This window comes from Curtobacterium sp. PhB136 (assembly GCF_004346855.1).
Classification (GTDB): domain Bacteria; phylum Actinomycetota; class Actinomycetes; order Actinomycetales; family Microbacteriaceae; genus Curtobacterium.
This window is the reverse complement of the sequence record NZ_SMGH01000011.1, coordinates 184777-199478: the sequence shown is the minus strand read 5'-3', so window position 1 is coordinate 199478 and position 14702 is coordinate 184777. Positions and strand designations below refer to the sequence as shown.

The 14702-nt window shown below is 72.7% G+C and carries 12 protein-coding genes; 6 read left to right on the top strand and 6 right to left on the bottom strand.

All coding sequences use genetic code 11. The annotated features are described in order from the left end of the window. The first annotated feature begins 55 nt into the window (after positions 1-55). Positions 56-724, top strand: coding sequence for a class I SAM-dependent methyltransferase (locus tag EDF27_RS18880; protein WP_132050541.1), 669 nt, complete (start codon positions 56-58; stop codon positions 722-724). Here EDF27_RS18880 and EDF27_RS18875 read toward each other — a convergent pair. The 4 genes from EDF27_RS18875 to EDF27_RS18860 form a co-directional block, all read right to left on the bottom strand. After that, complete coding sequence (locus tag EDF27_RS18875) at positions 677-1669, bottom strand: sugar phosphate isomerase/epimerase family protein (RefSeq protein WP_132050539.1); 993 nt, start codon at positions 1667-1669, stop codon at positions 677-679. The two genes, EDF27_RS18880 and EDF27_RS18875, sit on opposite strands and share 48 nt — an antisense overlap. Continuing rightward, on the bottom strand, positions 1666-2832 hold the full coding sequence (locus EDF27_RS18870) for a dihydrodipicolinate synthase family protein (protein WP_132050537.1): 1167 nt from the start codon (positions 2830-2832) through the stop codon (positions 1666-1668). Before EDF27_RS18870 ends, EDF27_RS18875 begins: the two co-directional genes overlap by 4 nt. Then, complete coding sequence (locus tag EDF27_RS18865) at positions 2829-4037, bottom strand: Gfo/Idh/MocA family oxidoreductase (RefSeq protein WP_132050585.1); 1209 nt, start codon at positions 4035-4037, stop codon at positions 2829-2831. Before EDF27_RS18865 ends, EDF27_RS18870 begins: the two co-directional genes overlap by 4 nt. 129 nt (positions 4038-4166) lie before the next feature. Next, positions 4167-5222 carry a LacI family DNA-binding transcriptional regulator gene (locus EDF27_RS18860; protein WP_132050535.1) on the bottom strand — a complete coding sequence of 352 codons (1056 nt, stop codon included), beginning with the start codon at positions 5220-5222 and terminating at the stop codon, positions 4167-4169. A gap of 206 nt (positions 5223-5428) precedes the next feature. On the opposite strand from EDF27_RS18860, the gene EDF27_RS18855 reads away from it, so the two are divergent. The 5 genes from EDF27_RS18855 (at position 5429) to EDF27_RS18835 (ending at position 12422) form a co-directional block, all read left to right on the top strand. Next, entirely contained in the window at positions 5429-6709 is a 1281-nt protein-coding gene (locus EDF27_RS18855; RefSeq protein WP_123703423.1) for an extracellular solute-binding protein, read from the top strand. 109 nt (positions 6710-6818) lie between these two features. Beyond that, positions 6819-7796, top strand: coding sequence for a sugar ABC transporter permease (locus EDF27_RS18850; RefSeq protein ID WP_243698427.1), 978 nt, complete (start codon positions 6819-6821; stop codon positions 7794-7796). After that, positions 7793-8713 (top strand): carbohydrate ABC transporter permease, encoded by a 921-nt coding sequence (locus EDF27_RS18845; RefSeq protein ID WP_243698426.1) that lies wholly within the window; start codon positions 7793-7795, stop codon positions 8711-8713. Before EDF27_RS18850 ends, EDF27_RS18845 begins: the two co-directional genes overlap by 4 nt. Next, entirely contained in the window at positions 8713-10401 is a 1689-nt protein-coding gene (locus tag EDF27_RS18840; RefSeq protein ID WP_132050533.1) for a hypothetical protein, read from the top strand. The genes EDF27_RS18845 and EDF27_RS18840 overlap by 1 nt, the downstream gene beginning before the upstream one ends. After that, positions 10398-12422 (top strand): DUF6807 family protein, encoded by a 2025-nt coding sequence (locus EDF27_RS18835; protein WP_132050531.1) that lies wholly within the window; start codon positions 10398-10400, stop codon positions 12420-12422. Before EDF27_RS18840 ends, EDF27_RS18835 begins: the two co-directional genes overlap by 4 nt. A 64-nt stretch (positions 12423-12486) precedes the next feature. Here the strand turns inward: EDF27_RS18835 and EDF27_RS18830 are convergent, their stop codons facing one another. Next, complete coding sequence (locus EDF27_RS18830) at positions 12487-13569, bottom strand: NAD-dependent epimerase/dehydratase family protein (RefSeq protein ID WP_132050529.1); 1083 nt, start codon at positions 13567-13569, stop codon at positions 12487-12489. After that, a complete protein-coding gene (locus EDF27_RS18825; RefSeq protein WP_132050527.1) occupies positions 13566-14606 on the bottom strand; it encodes a hypothetical protein in 1041 nt (346 codons plus the stop codon). Before EDF27_RS18825 ends, EDF27_RS18830 begins: the two co-directional genes overlap by 4 nt. Between the last annotated feature and the right edge of the window lie 96 nt (positions 14607-14702).

Sequence of the window (14702 nt, the reverse complement as noted above, 5' to 3'; positions counted from 1 at the left end):
TGCCGGTCCGGCAACGGGACTTGCCCCGGGACCCCAGCTGTGTCTGACTCGGCGCATGCCGATCGATGCCGAGCCCTCCGCCGCCACCTACTGGGAGCGGCGGTACGCCGACGAGCAGCGGATGTGGTCCGGCCGGGTCAACGCCGTGCTCGCGGACGTCGCCGCGCAGCTGGTGCCCGGGACCGCGCTCGACCTCGGGTGCGGAGAGGGCGGCGACGTGCTCTGGCTCGCCGAGCAGGGGTGGACGGCCACGGGGGTCGACCTCTCCCCCACCGCCGCGGCACGGGGCGACGCCGCTGCTGCAGCCGCGGGCCTCGACACGAGGACCCGGTTCGTCGCGGCGGACCTGGCGACGTGGGAGCCCGGGGAACGCTTCGACCTGGTGACCGCGTCGTTCCTGCAGTCCTGGCCGGTCGAGATCCCGCGGGAGGCGATCCTGCGCCGGGCGACGGGGTTCGTGGAGTCGGGCGGACACCTCCTGGTGACGGCGCACGCCGCGGCGCCGCACGCGCACGACCACGAGCACGCACAGGAGCACGAGCACGAGCACGAGCACGAGCTGGACGGGTACCGCTTCCCGACGCCCGAGGACGACCTGCGCGTGCTCGACCTGGACGCCTCGTGGGAGGTCGTCGCCGCCGAGCTCCGCCCGCGCGCGGTACCGCGGGACGACGGCTCAGTCCACGAGCTCCTGGACAGCGTCGTGCTGGTCCGCCGCGCCTGACGCTCGGTCGAGTGGCCCCCCGAGCGGCCCCCCGAGTGGTACCGCGAGAGGCACCCCGAGCGGCACGTGCGCCGCGACGCTCTGCGCCACCCGCGCCACCACCGTGGCGGGGTCGGCGTCCCAGACCGCCTGGTTGAAGATCTCCACCTCGACGTCCCCGGTGTACCCGGCCGCCGCGACCGCAGCACTGATCGGCGCGAAGTCGATGTGCCCGTCCCCCGGGTACCCCCGCGACAGGAGCGGGTCGGCCGCGATCGGTGTCACCCAGTCGCACACCTGGTAGGTGGCGATCCGGCCGGCAGCACCGGCCCGGGCGATCGACGACTGCAGCGCGGGGTCCCACCAGACGTGGAAGCTGTCCACGGCCACGCCGACCGCCTCGGCCGGGAACGGCGCCGCCAGGTCGAGCGCCTGCCCGAGCGTCGACACGACGGCGCGGTCGGCGGCGTACATCGGGTGGAGCGGCTCCACCGCGAGCTGGACCCCGGTCGCCAGTGCGCGCGGCGCGAGCTCCGCGAGGGCCTCGGCGACCCGCTGCCGCGCTCCGTCGAGGTCCTTCGACCCCGGCGGCAGTCCCCCGGCGACGAGCACGAGGACAGGTCGGGACCCGGGTGCTCCGGCGTCCGCGAGCGCGGCGGCCTCGTCGATCGCTCGACGGTTGTCGTCCATTGCCGCGCGGCGAGACGGTCCGTCCGGCAGCGTGAAGAACCCTCCACGGCAGTGCGTGGACACCCGGAGGCCGGAGTCCGCGACCATGCGGACGGCTTCGGCGAGCCCGACCTCGGCGACGCGCTCGCGCCAGGTGCCGATCGCATCGATCCCCGCGGCGGCGACGACGTCGAGCGCTGTCGCGAGCGACGCGTACTTGATCGTCGCCTGGTTGACCGAGAGCCGAGCGGGCGCCACCGCGGACGCGGAGGGCCGTGCGGGTGCCGGGGCGCTCATGCCAGGACCCGCGCGGGGACGTCGACGCCGTTGAGCGTCAGCATCGCGCGCCAGCGCTCCGCCGCGCGCTCCGGGTCCTCGAGCGCGGATGCCGCGTTCGCGAGCCGCACGGTCTCGGACAGGTGCACCAGGCTGCGGCCCGCGTGCAGTCCGCCGACCATCGTGCACGACGGCTGGTGGCCGTTGAGCCACGACAGGAACGCGATCCCGGTCTTGTAGAACCACGTCGGGGCGGAGAAGACGTGTCGGGAGAGCGCCTCGGTCGGTTCGAGCACCGACCGGTAGGCCGCCTCGTCGGGCAGCGCTCGGATCGCCACGGACGCCGCGGGTCCGACCGCCGCGAAGGCGCCGAGCAGGGCGTCGGAGCGCGTCGTGCCGTCGCCGGCGATGAGGTCCACGTAGTGGAAGTCGTCCCCCGTGAACATCCGGACACCGTCGGGGAGCCGGGACCGGAGCGCGACCTCGGCGGACGCGTCGAGGAGGCTCATCTTGATGCCGCTGACCCGTTCCCCGGCATCGCGGATGACATCGAGCACGGTGTCCGCGGCAGCGCTCCCCCGGCCGAAGTACCCGTCGAGTGCCGGGTCGAACGCGGCGCCGAGCCAGTGCAGCACGACGGGCGCTCCGGCGCGTTCGAGCACCCGCGCGTAGACCCGCCGGTAGTCGTCGGGCCCGGCGGCGACCCGCGCGAGGTGGCGGCTGGCCATGAGCACGGCGCCCGCGCCGGCGTCCTCGGCGTGGTGCAGCTGGCGGACGTAGGCGTCCACGACCGCGTCGAGGTCGGCGTCCTCGTCGGGCAGGTCGTCGGTGTTCACCCCGACGACGATCCGTCCGCCGACGGCCGCGGCCTCGCGGGCACTCCGCGTGACGAGTTCTCGGGTGGCGGCCGGGTCGAGGCCCATGTTCCGCTGCGCCGTGTCCATCGCGTCCGCCACGCCGAGTCCCCACGACCACAGGTGGTGCCGGAAGGCGAGCGTCGCGTCCCAGTCGAGGTCCGCCGGGGCGCCGGGCGCGGTGTCCGCGCCGAGTCGCGGGACGACGTGCGCGGCGGCGAACACGTCGCGCTCGGTGAGCGGGCCGGTCGGTCTGGTCCAGCCGGGCGCGTCGGCCAGTGCGACCGACGAGGTGCTCCCGTCGGCAGCGAGGAGCGTCAGGTCGCTCATGCGGAGACCGCCCCCACCGTCTCGCCCTGCTGCTGCACCTCGGCTGCGTCGCCGGTCGGGAGGCTCGGTGCGGCCTGGTCGGGCAGGCGCAGCTCCGGCAGGTCGATGCGTCGGCCCGTCGCGTCGGAGCGCAGACCGGCCTCGGCCAGCCCGACACCACGTGCGCCGGAGAGCAGGTCGTACGGGTGCGGTCGGCCGGCGACGAGGTCCTGCAGGTAGTCCTCCCACTGCGCGCGGAAGCCGTTGCCGAACTCCTCGTTGTCGGGGACCTCGAGCCACTGCCCGCGGTAGTCCCGCTCGTCCCGGAGGTCAGGGTTCCACACCGGCTTCGGGGTCGCGGTGCGCGGCTGGATCCGGCAGCCGAAGAGCCCGACGACCGCGCTGCCGTCGGTGCCGTCGACCTGGAACTCGACGAGCTCGTCCCGGTCCACCCGCACCGCCCAGCTCGAGTTGATCTGCGCCGTGATGCCGCCGGCGAGGTCGAACACCCCGTACGCCGCGTCGTCCGCGGTCGCCGGGTACGCGTGTCCCTGCTCGTCGGTGCGGGACGGGATGTGCGTCGCGGTCCTGGCGTACACGGACTCGACGCGGCCGAACAGCTGCTCGAGGACGTAGTTCCAGTGCGGGAACATGTCCACGACGATGCCGCCGCCGTCCTCCGTGCGGTAGTTCCAGCTCGGACGCTGCGCGCGCTGCCAGTCCCCCTCGAACACCCAGTAGCCGAACTCGCCGCGGACCGAGAGGACCCGGCCGAAGAAGCCGGAGTCGATCAGCCGGCGGAGCTTCCGGAGGCCGGGCAGGTACAGCTTGTCGTGCACGACGCCGTTCGGCACGCCGGCGTCGCGGGCCAGCCGGGCGAGTTCGAGTGCCTCGGCGGAGGTCTCCGCCGTCGGCTTCTCGGTGTAGATCGCCTTGCCGGCCGCGATGGCCTTCCGGAGGGCACCGGCCCGGGCGCTCGTGACGGCGAAGTCCGCGAACACGTCCCAGCGGGGGTCGGCGAGCGCCGCGTCGAGGTCCGTCGTCCAGTGTTCGAGGCCGTGCCGGGCGGCGATCTCCTCGAGCTTCGCGGCGTTCCGGCCGACCAGGAGCGGTTCGACCTGGACGCGGGAGCCGTCCGGCAGCAGGAGCCCGCCGTCGTCCCGGATCGCCAGGATCGACCGGACGAGGTGCTGCCGGTAGCCCATGCGTCCCGTGACGCCGTTCATGATGATGCCGATGGTGCGGGTGGTCAACGCGTGCTCCTTTGCTCGCTGCGGCCGCTCCCCACCCCTGTGGAAAGCGCTTGCCGGGAAACGTACACCACAGCGGGGCCGCTCCGCAGCCGTTGCCGTGGACTAGCGCGCGGTGCTGGCGCGCAGCACGACCGCGCCCGCGATCTCGGCGCCGTCGCCAGCTGCCCCGTCGACCGTGCCGTCGTCGGTGCCGAGCGCACGCCGCACGGCGCGGGCTCCGATCTCCTCGAGCGGGAGCCGGACGGTGCTGAGCGCCGGCGTGACGTCCGCGAGCATCCGCACGTCGTCGAAGCCGGCCACGCCGACATCGACCCCGGGAACGAGTCCGCGCTCCCGGATCGCGGCGAGGGCACCGACCGCCATCAGGTCCGTGACCGCGAACACGCAACGCGGCGGCGACCCGGCGTCGAGCAGCCGGCACATCGCCTCGTACCCGCCGTCGCGGGTGAAGGCGGAGTGCAGGAACGCCGAGTCCTCGAGGCGGATGCCGTGCGCCGCGAGCCCCGCCACGAACCCCTCGACGCGGGCGTGCGCGGTGACGAGCTCCGGGTCCCCGGCGAGGACGGCGAAGGACCGGTGCCCCTGCTCGACGAGTGCCTCGGCGAGGTCGGCGGCGCCGGCACGGTTCCGGACGACCAGCGGGTGGACGCCCTCGATCCCGGCGGTCGCCCCGTCGACGTCCGACACCAGCGCGGAGACGCCGGCACCTCCCGCAGTGAGCACCGCCACGGCGTCGTGGACGTCGGCGAGCGCGCCGCCGAGGTGTCGGCTGACCGCGAGCACCACGGCCCGGGGGCGGAGGCCGGCGACGACCGCGAGCACCTCGCGCTCGCGGGTGGCGTCCCCGCCCGTCGAGGTGATCGTGACGACGAGCCCTGCGTCGTCGGCGGCGCGGATCGCACCAGCGGCGATCGCGGCGAAGTAGGGGTCGGCGATGTCGCCGACGACGAGGGCGAGCGAGGTGGTGGTCCCCCGGGCGACGGCCTGGGCCTGCACGTTCGCGGTGTACCGGAGCTCACGTGCCGCGGCGTGCACCCGTTCGGTGGACTCGGGACGGACCTTCCGCGTGCTGCCGTTGAGCGCCCGCGAGGCGGTCGCGAGCGACACACCTGCCAGCTCGGCCACGTCTGCCAGGGTGGCGGTGCTCCGTTCAGGCATGACGAGCCTCCTGTCCGGACCGCGCGACAGCGCGCATCCACCGCGAGGATAGCGGTTTCCCGATCATGCCGGCGATGTCAGGACATCCCGTCGGAAAGCGCTTGCCAAGACGCCGTCGACTGGTGTAGACCTTGGACCCTCGGACCGAGACATCCCGAATGCTCCCCCACGGCGCAGGGCCGTGGCACCGAACGAAAGCAGTGACGATGAAGTCATCCAAACGCGTGCTCGCACTCGCCGGCGGCCTCGCCGCCCTCGCACTCCTCGCCGGGTGCGCCTCCGGCAGCTCCGGTGACAGCGGCGGGAAGGTGGACCAGCTGACGTTCTGGCTGTCCACCTCGACCGCGCAGGAGAAGGGCTACCAGGACCTCGCCACCGCGTACGAGAAGAAGACCGGTGTCGACGTCAAGATCGTCAACCTCCCCTACGACGGCCTGCAGACGAAGCTCCGCGAGTCGGCACAGGCGAAGTCGCTCCCGGACGTGGTGCGCGCGGCCGGCATCGACCCGATCTGGACCTCGCAGACCGTCGACCTCAGCTCGATCGTGGACGACGACGCGAACAAGATCGACAAGGACCTCATCGTGAAGGACGCGGACGGCGGCGTCACGTCGATCCCCTCCGACGTCACCGCGGCCGGGCTGTTCGTGAACAAGACGCTGTTCGACAAGGCCGGCGTCAGCTACCCCACCGACCCCGCGAAGGCGTGGACCTGGGACGAGTTCCTGAAGGCCGCCGATCAGGTCAAGGCCAAGACGGGCGCGAAGTACGACCTGACCTTCGACTCCTCGCCGTCGCGCCTCCGTGCCTACATGTTCGAGAAGGGGACCGACTTCATGCAGCAGAAGAAGGACGGATCCTTCCCGACGGACGCGAAGACCGTCTCGGCGCTGCAGGACTTCGCCGACATGAACGACGACTCGACGATGCCGAAGTCGGTGTGGACGAGCGGCCAGGACCCGAACGCGCTGTTCAAGAGCGGGCAGGTCGTCGCGTACTTCTCCGGCGTCTGGCAGACCTCGGACTTCGCGTCGAACGTCTCCTTCGACTGGGCGAGCGCCGCGACCCCGGCTGACCCGACCCACGCGACCGACATCAACGCCGGTGGCAACATCGTCGGCTTCGCCAACTCCGATGCCCGCGGTGCCGCGGCGAAGAAGTTCATCGCCTTCATGTACCAGCCGGACAACTACACGAAGCTCTCCGCGACGAACGGCTTCCTGCCCGTCGAGAGCGGTCTGACGATCGACTACCCGTTCACCTCGCAGGCCGCGAAGGACTCCTTCGCGCTCTACCAGAAGGAGATCGAGGCGGCCGACCCGATCTCGAGCTCCTGGAACCAGGAGAGCTCGAAGTGGGCGACCGAGGGCAAGGAACTCGGCACGGACCCCACCACCGCCGAGGTCGGGAAGCTCATCAACGGGCAGCAGTCGGCCAAGACGACGCTCGAGAACATCACGAAGTACTACAAGGAGCACGTGGGCTGACGCCCATCGGCCGGGGACCCGCAACGGTCCCCGGCCAGACCGTGCACCCCGGACCGTGACACTCGGACCGTGGACCCCGAACCGAGCACGACGAACGAAGAGGATCATCGTGAGCATCAGCACCGCAGCGGGTGACGTCAGCGCCACCCCGGCCGCCGCCCCACCCGGGCCGACCGCCCCGGACCGGGGCACGTCCGGCCGACCACGCCGATCCGGCGTGAGCCGACCGGTCCTCGCGCCGATCCTCTTCGTCTCGGTGAACGCCGTCCTGTTCGTCGTCTTCTTCGTCTGGCCCGCCGTCATCGGTCTCGGCTACTCGTTCACCGACTACAACGGCGTCAGCGACCCGAAGTTCATCGGCCTGGAGAACTACACGCAGCTCCTCGGGGACAGCACCTTCTACGCGGCGCTGCTCCGTACCCTGCTCTACGCGGTCGTCGCGATCCCGCTCGGGTTCGTGCTCTCGCTCTCGATGGCGCTGATGCTCACGAGCCCGGCCGCGAAGGGCCGCAGTGTCGCCCGCATCGTCTTCTTCGTGCCGTGGCTGATCTCCCCGATCGTCACCGGTGTGATCTGGCGGTGGATGTTCGGCGAGAACTTCGGCCTCGCGAACTTCGTGATCGAGTCCTTCGGTGGCAAGGCCGTGCCGTGGCAGTCCAACGCCGACCTGTCCCTGCTGGTCGTGGTCTTCGCGACCGCGTGGGCCGGCGCCGCGTTCAACATGCTGCTGTTCGTCGCGGCGATCCGGAACGTGCCGCAGTCCTACTACGAGGCTGCGTCGCTCGACGGTGCGGGCACCTGGCACCAGTTCCGCTACATCACGATGCCGAGCATCGCGCCGACGTCCTTCATCGTCATCCTGCTGTCCTCGCTCGGGGCGTTCAAGGAGTTCGCGACGATCCAAGCACTCAACAACGGCGGGCCCGGCACCGACAACAACCTGCTCGTGCAGTACATCTACACGAACGGCTTCCAGAACGCCCACATCGGCTACGCCAGCGCCGCGTCGATGGTCCTCATGCTCATCCTCATGGCCATCGCGCTCATCCAGCTGGCCCTGAACCGCCGGACGGAGTCACGCCGATGACCGACACGACCCTCCCCACGACCGGCGTCGCGGAGCCTCGCCCCGCAGTGCCGACGGGAACCGCTCGCCCAGGTGTGCAGCAGAACCGGCCGCGACGCACCCCGCGCGGCAAGGCCGTCGCCGTCACCGCGCTGCTCTGGGTGTTCATCATCGCCTTCGGCTTCCCCGTGCTCTGGTTCGTCCTCAGCGCTTTCAAGCCCGGCAGCGAGCTGTTCTCCTACCCACTGTCCCTCTTCCCGAAGCACTGGTCGGTGGCCGGCTTCAGCGAGGCATGGTCGAGCTTCGACTTCGCCCGGTACTTCGGCAACACGATCATCGTCGCCCTCGTCACCACCGTGCTCACGGTCCTCGCGAGCGCCTGCACCGGCTACGCCCTCGCGAAGTACGACAACAAGTGGCTCAAGGTCTTCTTCGTCTGCATCCTGGCGACGACGATGCTCCCGACCGAGGTCATCCTCGCGCCGACGTTCCTCGTGATCCGCGACCTCGGTCTGTACGACTCGCTCGCCGGCATCATCGTGCCGTCGGTGATCACCGCGACCGGCATCTTCATGTTCCGGCAGTTCTTCCTGACGGTCCCGGACGACCTGGTGGAGGCCGCCCGCATCGACGGCGCGAGCGAGCTCGGGATCTTCGTGCGGATCATGCTGCCGATCTCCCGACCGATCATGCTGACGCTCGCGATCTTCTCGTTCCAGTGGCGCTGGAACGACTACATCTGGCCGCTGCTCGTGCTGAACGACCCGCACCAGTTCACGATCCAGATCGCGCTGCAGAGCATCGTCGGCGCGGAGAACGTCAACTGGACGGTCCTGCTCGGCGCCTCGGTGATCTCGATCCTGCCGCTCCTGCTGCTGTACCTGGTGTTCCAGAAGTACGTCAACGGCGCGGACCTCAACGCCGGGCTGAAGGACTGATGGGCCAGACGTTCCTCGACGCGATCCGCCCGGCCGCCGACGCGGAGGTCGCCGCCCTGCGGTCGTCGACCGACGATCCGGCCACGCTCCAGCACCGGGACCTGATGGCACGAGCGCTGACGCTGGTGGGTGCGTGGATCCGGACGGGAGGCCCGGTGCCGGTCGACGACACCGACCTCACCACCGCACATGGGTACGTCCTCGAGCTCGCCACGCGACAGTCCGCCGGTGGCACCTTCGTCGGTGGGGACAACGTCGACTCACCGCCGGACTCCGCGTTCACGGTGAACGACTGCTGTGACGCGCTGGAGCTCCTCGCCCCGTTCCGCGACGGCTCCGCCGCGGCGACCGCCCTCGCCGCGGACCTCGACACGATCGTGCGGCGGGCCACGCCGGCGCTCGTGACCGGGGGCGTGCACACCCCGAACCACCGCTGGGAGATCTCCGCCGCGCTGGCGAGGACGCACCGGCTGCACCCGGACCCCGCGATCGTCGCCCGGATCGAGGCGTGGCTCGCCGAGGGCCCGGACATCGACGCGGACGGACTGTGGTCGGAGCGCAGCCCGAACTACGCCGCCGCCGTGTCCGTCCCGGCCTTCCTGGTGCTCGCCGAGGTGCTCGACGATCCCGCGCTGCTGGCGCCGGTCCGGGCGAGCATCGACGCCACGCTCGCCCTGCTGCTTCCCGACGACACGGTCGAGACCGTCCAGTCGCGGCGGCAGGACCAGTCACGACCCTTCGGCGTGAGCCGCTTCGCGCCGCTGCTCTGGCACGTCGCGGTGCTCGACGACCGGGCGGACGTCGCCGCCGTCGCCCGACGCGCAGTGGCGCAGCCGATGTGGCAGCCGGGCGCCGCCGCGGCCCGGGCGATGACCGACCCGCTGCTCGCGCGGCCGCTGCCCGACGCCGAGCCGCCCGCGGCTCCCCCGCGCGAGGTCCGGCACTTCGCCGACGCCCGGCTCGTCCACGTCCGCGAACCCCGGCGGAGCGTCGTCCTCTTCGCCGGATCCGACGTCCCCGCCGAGGGCCACGTCCGGTCCGGGCTCGCGAACAGCCCGACGTTCCTCCGGGTGTTCGCGGGCGACGTGGTGCTCTCCGACGTGCGGCTCTCCCGCGAGTTCTTCGGACTCGGCCCGTTCCGGGCGACGACCATCACGAGCGGCGAAGACCCGCTCCGGTTCCGGCTCACCGAGACCGTCTCCGCCGGCTACCACCAGCCGCTCCCGCGTGCCCGTCGCCGCCCGGAGGGCGTGTACCCGCTCCGCGACGAGGGCCGGTTCTCGGCCGCGATGGACTTCGGCGAGCGCGACGTCGACACGGTGACGCTCACCACGACGGTGGACGTGACCGTGCTGCCGGACGCCGTCGTCCTCGACGTGGAACAGGTCGGGGCCGACGTGCCGTGGGCGCTGCAGCTCTCCTTCCGCGCCGGGGGTAGCTTCACCGGTGTGAGCAACGACGCAACGGGCGAGCTGGTCCTCGCCGAGGGCACCGGGACCTACCGGGTGGGCGGCGACGCTGTGACCTTCGGGCCGGGCAACGGTCGGGGTCCCGGGCAGCCGGCGACCTACTCCCCGGGCCAGGACTACACGTTCCTCGGCGGCACCGACCGGCCCGACGGCGAGCACGTGTTCGTCACCGGGCGCGCCCCCGGACGGACCCGCATCACGATCGGCACCTCGGCGTGACCCCACCCGCGCCGGCCACCGCACCGGCACCGACGCCCGGCGTCGTGCTCGTCGGCGCCCGCGGCTACGGCCTGCACCACCGCGCGAACATCGACCGTCTCGTCGCCGCCGGGGTGTGCACGCTGACCGCCGTCGTCGACCCGACGCTCGGGAGTACCGAGGACGGCGGCGTCCCGGTCGTCGCGGACGTCGCCGCTGCCCGGTCGGTCGGCCCCGTCGACGTCGTCGTGGTCGCGGCCCCCATCGCGGCACACCTCCCGCTCGCGCTCGCCGCGCTCGATGCCGGCGCCGACGTGCTCCTCGAGAAGCCGCCCGTGACGACCCGGGCCGCGCTCGCCGAGCTCCTCGACGCCGAACGGCGCACCGGCCGGGTGGTGCAGGTCGGGTTCCAGAGCCTCGGGTCCGCCGCCGTCCCCGCCTTCCGCTCCGGCGCGGTCGTCGGCCGGGTCCGCTCGGCCGCCGCGGTCGGGACCTGGCGACGGGACGCCGGGTACTGGGAGCGGTCCTCGTGGGCCGGGAAGCGCCGGGTCGCTGGCGTCGACGTGCTCGACGGCGTGGTCGCGAACCCGCTCGCCCACGCGGTGGCCACGGCCCTGGCGATCGTCGGGTGCCGTCGTGCCGAGGACGTCGTGCGCGTCGAGGTGGAGCTGTACCGGGCGAACGCCATCGACGGCGACGACACCTCGGCGGTGCGGGTCACGACGGCCGCGGGTCTCGAGGCCACCGCCGCCCTGACGCTCTGTGCCCCGGAGGAGTCGGTCCCGAGCGTCCGGGTCCGCGGCGCGACCGGCGCGGCGACGTTCGCGTACACGCTCGACGAGGTCACCCGCGACGACGGCGACGGCGACGGCCGGGGCACGGACACGGACACGGACACGGACACGGACATCGTCCACCACGACCGGACGGACCTGCTCGAGAACCTGCTCGACCACCGCCGCACCGGCGCCGACCTGCTCGTGCCGCTCGCGTCGACGGGCGCGTTCGTCGAGGTGCTCGAAGCCGTGCGCGCCAGCGAGCCGGTGCAGATCGACCACCCGCACGTGGTCTGGACGGGCGAGGGCGCCGAGCGGCACCCGGTCGTCGCCGACGTCGAGGCGATCGTGGCCCGCGCCGCGGACGAGCTCGCGCTGTTCTCCGAGGTCGGCGCACCGTGGGCGCACGCCGCCAGGGACGAGGTGCTCCACCGCTTCGTCGTCGACGGCCCGGACGGCGCCGGCACCGAGGTCGCGACGTCCCTCGACGGCGCCGGCACCGTCCCGAGCTCGGTCCCCCGGCCGTACCTGCACCCGGTCCGGACGCTCGGCGGGGTGCACGTCAGCGCGCACCACCCCGGTGACCACGACTGGCACGCGGGCGTCGGCCCGGCGATCCCGGACGTCGACGGCGTGAACTGCTGGGGCGGCCGGACGTACGTGCACGGCCCCGGCTACGTCTGGCGCGACGACCACGGCACCGTCACCGTCGACCGGGCCGCGGCGCTCGGTGACACCCGGACCGTCGACGTCTCCTGGCGCGGCCCGGACGGCCGGCCGGTCCTGCACGAGGAGCGTGTGACGAGCGCCAGGGCACTCGGGCCCGACGCGTGGGAGCTCCGGATCGCGTCGTCGTTCCGGACCCCCGGCGACGCCCCGGTGCGGCTCGGCGGCCCCGGCAGCAACGGTCGCGTCGGTGCCGGGTACGGCGGGTTCTTCTGGCGGTTCCCGGCGTGCGACGACGTCGAGGTGCGCACGGTCTCCGCGACCGGGGAGGCCGCGGTGCACGGCTCGGTCGCCCCGTGGGTGTCCTGGTCTGCGGACTTCGACGGCGGTGCGGCGACCATCGCGCTCGAGGCGCTCGGGCACCGCGACCCCTGGTTCGTCCGCGCCGCGGAGTACCCGGCGATCGGGTCGGCGCTCGCGTGGTCGACGCCGGCCGTGGTCCGCCCCGGCGTGCCGCTGGTGCGGGCGTTCCGCGCGGTGGTCGCGGACGGGCGAGTCGATCCCGTCGAGCTGCTCGGGCGGTCTTCCGCAGCCCACTGACGGACGGGAGGCCCGGTGCCAGCTGGCACCGAGCCTCCCGTCGGGTCGTGGTCAGACCACCGCGTCAGGCCGCTCGCAACGTCGGTGCGTCCTGGGTCGCCATCCAGTCGAGCAGGAGCGCGACCCCGCGCGACGGGTCGAAGCGCGGTTCGTAGCCGAGCAGCGCGCCCGCCGCGGTGACGTCCGCGAAGGCGGCGCGGACGTCGCCGAGCCGGTACTGGCCGGTCACCTGGGGTGCCGGTGCGCCCGCCTGCTCAGCGATGACGCCGGCGAGGTCGAGCAGGGTCATCGGCGCACCGGACCCGATGTCGACGGTCGTCGTGCCGGCACGGTCACTGCGGGTGGCCGCGGCGAGCGCCCGCACCACGTCGTCGACGAAGACGAAGTCGCGGGTGATCGAGCCGTCCTCGTAGACGGGGATCGAGCGGTGCTCGCGGGCCAGGCGACCGAAGAGGCTGACGATGCCCGTGTACGGGTTCGTCAGGGACTGGCCGGGTCCGTAGACGTTCTGCAGCCGGAGGACCGAGAGGGGCGCGCCGTGTGCGGAGGCCCAGGCGTGCAGCACGTGTTCCTGGGCGAGCTTCGTCGCCGCGTACACGTTGGACGGACGCGGGTGGGTGGTGGCGGCGGCGTGGGCGAGCGGTGTCGCGACCGAGCCGTCCGGCGACGCCGGGTCCCACTGCGCGCGCTCCAGCTGGTGTACGTCGCGTGCGTCGGCGGCGAAGCGCTCCCCCGAGGCCGTGGCCCAGTCGCCCTCGCCGTAGACCGCGCGGGAGGACGCCAGGACGAAGCGCTCCGGGACCACCCCGGCGCGGTGCAGACCGTCGAGGAGCTCGCTCGTGCCGACGACGTTCACGCGGGTGTGGCGGCTGGCCTCGGTGAGCGACTGTCCGGTCCCGGTCTCCGCGGCGAGGTGCACGACCACGTCCGGGTGCACCGACCGCAGCACCGCGTCCCACATCGTCGGGACGGTGACGTCGAACGGGATGGCCGTGATGCCGGCGGGCAGGGCCGGCCAGCCGGAGGCGTGCACCTGCGGGTGCAGGGAGTCGAGCAGGACGACGTCGTCGCCGGCTCCGGCGAGGTCGGCGGCCAGACGGGAGCCGATGAAGCCGGCGCCTCCCGTGATCAGGACGGTTCGGGTCATGATGCCTCCTCGGCATGCTGCAGGACGTGCTCGTCCAGGGCGACGAACACGGCGGGGTCCGGGCCGAACTTGCGCGCGAACGGCAGCCCGGCGGCCGTCAGCATCGGGACGTCGTCCAGGGTGAAGACGTCCGGTCGGCCGGAGGTGGTGTCCGACCAGCGGATGGTGTGCAGGCTCGCCCGCTCCAGGTGCAGGGTCGGGTCGTTGCCGATGATCGTCGCCGTGGCGGACTCGACCGGGATCATCGTGCGCTCGAAGTACCGGACCAGCGCGGGGTCGTTCGTGGTGCGGTCGACGACGGCCTGCATCGCGCGGCGGTCGATGGCGAACCAGCAGCTGTCGAACCAGCACGGCGCGTCCGCGGTGAACGGGCTGCGCAGCGCCAGGAACCCGATGCGTGCCGGCGCGCCGACCGCGGGTGCCGGGGCGTACAGGCGGACCGGCAGCCGGTGCTCGCGGAGCCGGTGGATCGCGACACCGCGCACCCAGCGGAACACCTTCGCGAGCGGCTCCGGCAGGCGGCGTTCGAACCCGATGTCGGGGAGCGCGCGGTACTGGAACCGGTAGCGCTGTTCGGCCTCGGCACGGATCGCGGGGTCCGGGACCTCGGCGATCGGCCAGGCTTCGATGACGGCGTTGTCCCCGGCGGCGCTCGCGGCGGTGAGGCGGGCGTGCAGGACCGCGAACGGGGCCGTCGGGTAGTCCTGCTCGGAGAGGAGCATCACCCAGTCGACGTCGAGGTTCGTCAGGACCCAGTCGAACAGCCGCCAGCGGGCGCGTTCGAGGGTGATGTCGCCCCAGCCGATCGTCTCCGGGCTGAGGAGGACGTGGACGCCGAGCGCTTCGAGCGGTGCACGGTCCAACGGGTGGTGGGTCTCGTCGTGCTGGACGACGACCTCCGCGCGCGGGTCGCCGCGGCGCAGCGTCCGGACGAGGCGGAGCAGCTGCTCGCCGTCACCGTAGGAGGTGAGCACGTAGGCCAGGCGGGGTGGCGCGTGCGAGATCCGGGGGTCGGGCTCGGGGTGGGGCTCGGACATCGCCTGCTCCTCGCGGGACGGTGTTGCCGCTGCCCGCGGGGAAGTGCGCCGCGGTGAGCACAGTGTGATCCCGGGAGGTGCCGGTGGTCGATGACG

Excerpts from the sequence above, each read along its gene's own strand:
- EDF27_RS18845 (WP_243698426.1), top strand. The coding sequence starts at position 7,793 with ATGACCGACACGACCCTCCCCACGACCGGCGTCGCGGAGCCTCGCCCC.
- EDF27_RS18880 (WP_132050541.1), top strand. The coding sequence starts at position 56 with ATGCCGATCGATGCCGAGCCCTCCGCCGCCACCTACTGGGAGCGGCGG.
- EDF27_RS18865 (WP_132050585.1), bottom strand. The coding sequence starts at position 4,037 with ATGAACGGCGTCACGGGACGCATGGGCTACCGGCAGCACCTCGTCCGG.
- EDF27_RS18855 (WP_123703423.1), top strand. The coding sequence starts at position 5,429 with ATGAAGTCATCCAAACGCGTGCTCGCACTCGCCGGCGGCCTCGCCGCC.
- EDF27_RS18860 (WP_132050535.1), bottom strand. The coding sequence starts at position 5,222 with ATGCCTGAACGGAGCACCGCCACCCTGGCAGACGTGGCCGAGCTGGCA.
- EDF27_RS18830 (WP_132050529.1), bottom strand. The coding sequence starts at position 13,569 with ATGACCCGAACCGTCCTGATCACGGGAGGCGCCGGCTTCATCGGCTCC.
- EDF27_RS18875 (WP_132050539.1), bottom strand. The coding sequence starts at position 1,669 with ATGAGCGCCCCGGCACCCGCACGGCCCTCCGCGTCCGCGGTGGCGCCC.
- EDF27_RS18840 (WP_132050533.1), top strand. The coding sequence starts at position 8,713 with ATGGGCCAGACGTTCCTCGACGCGATCCGCCCGGCCGCCGACGCGGAG.
- EDF27_RS18825 (WP_132050527.1), bottom strand. The coding sequence starts at position 14,606 with ATGTCCGAGCCCCACCCCGAGCCCGACCCCCGGATCTCGCACGCGCCA.
- EDF27_RS18870 (WP_132050537.1), bottom strand. The coding sequence starts at position 2,832 with ATGAGCGACCTGACGCTCCTCGCTGCCGACGGGAGCACCTCGTCGGTC.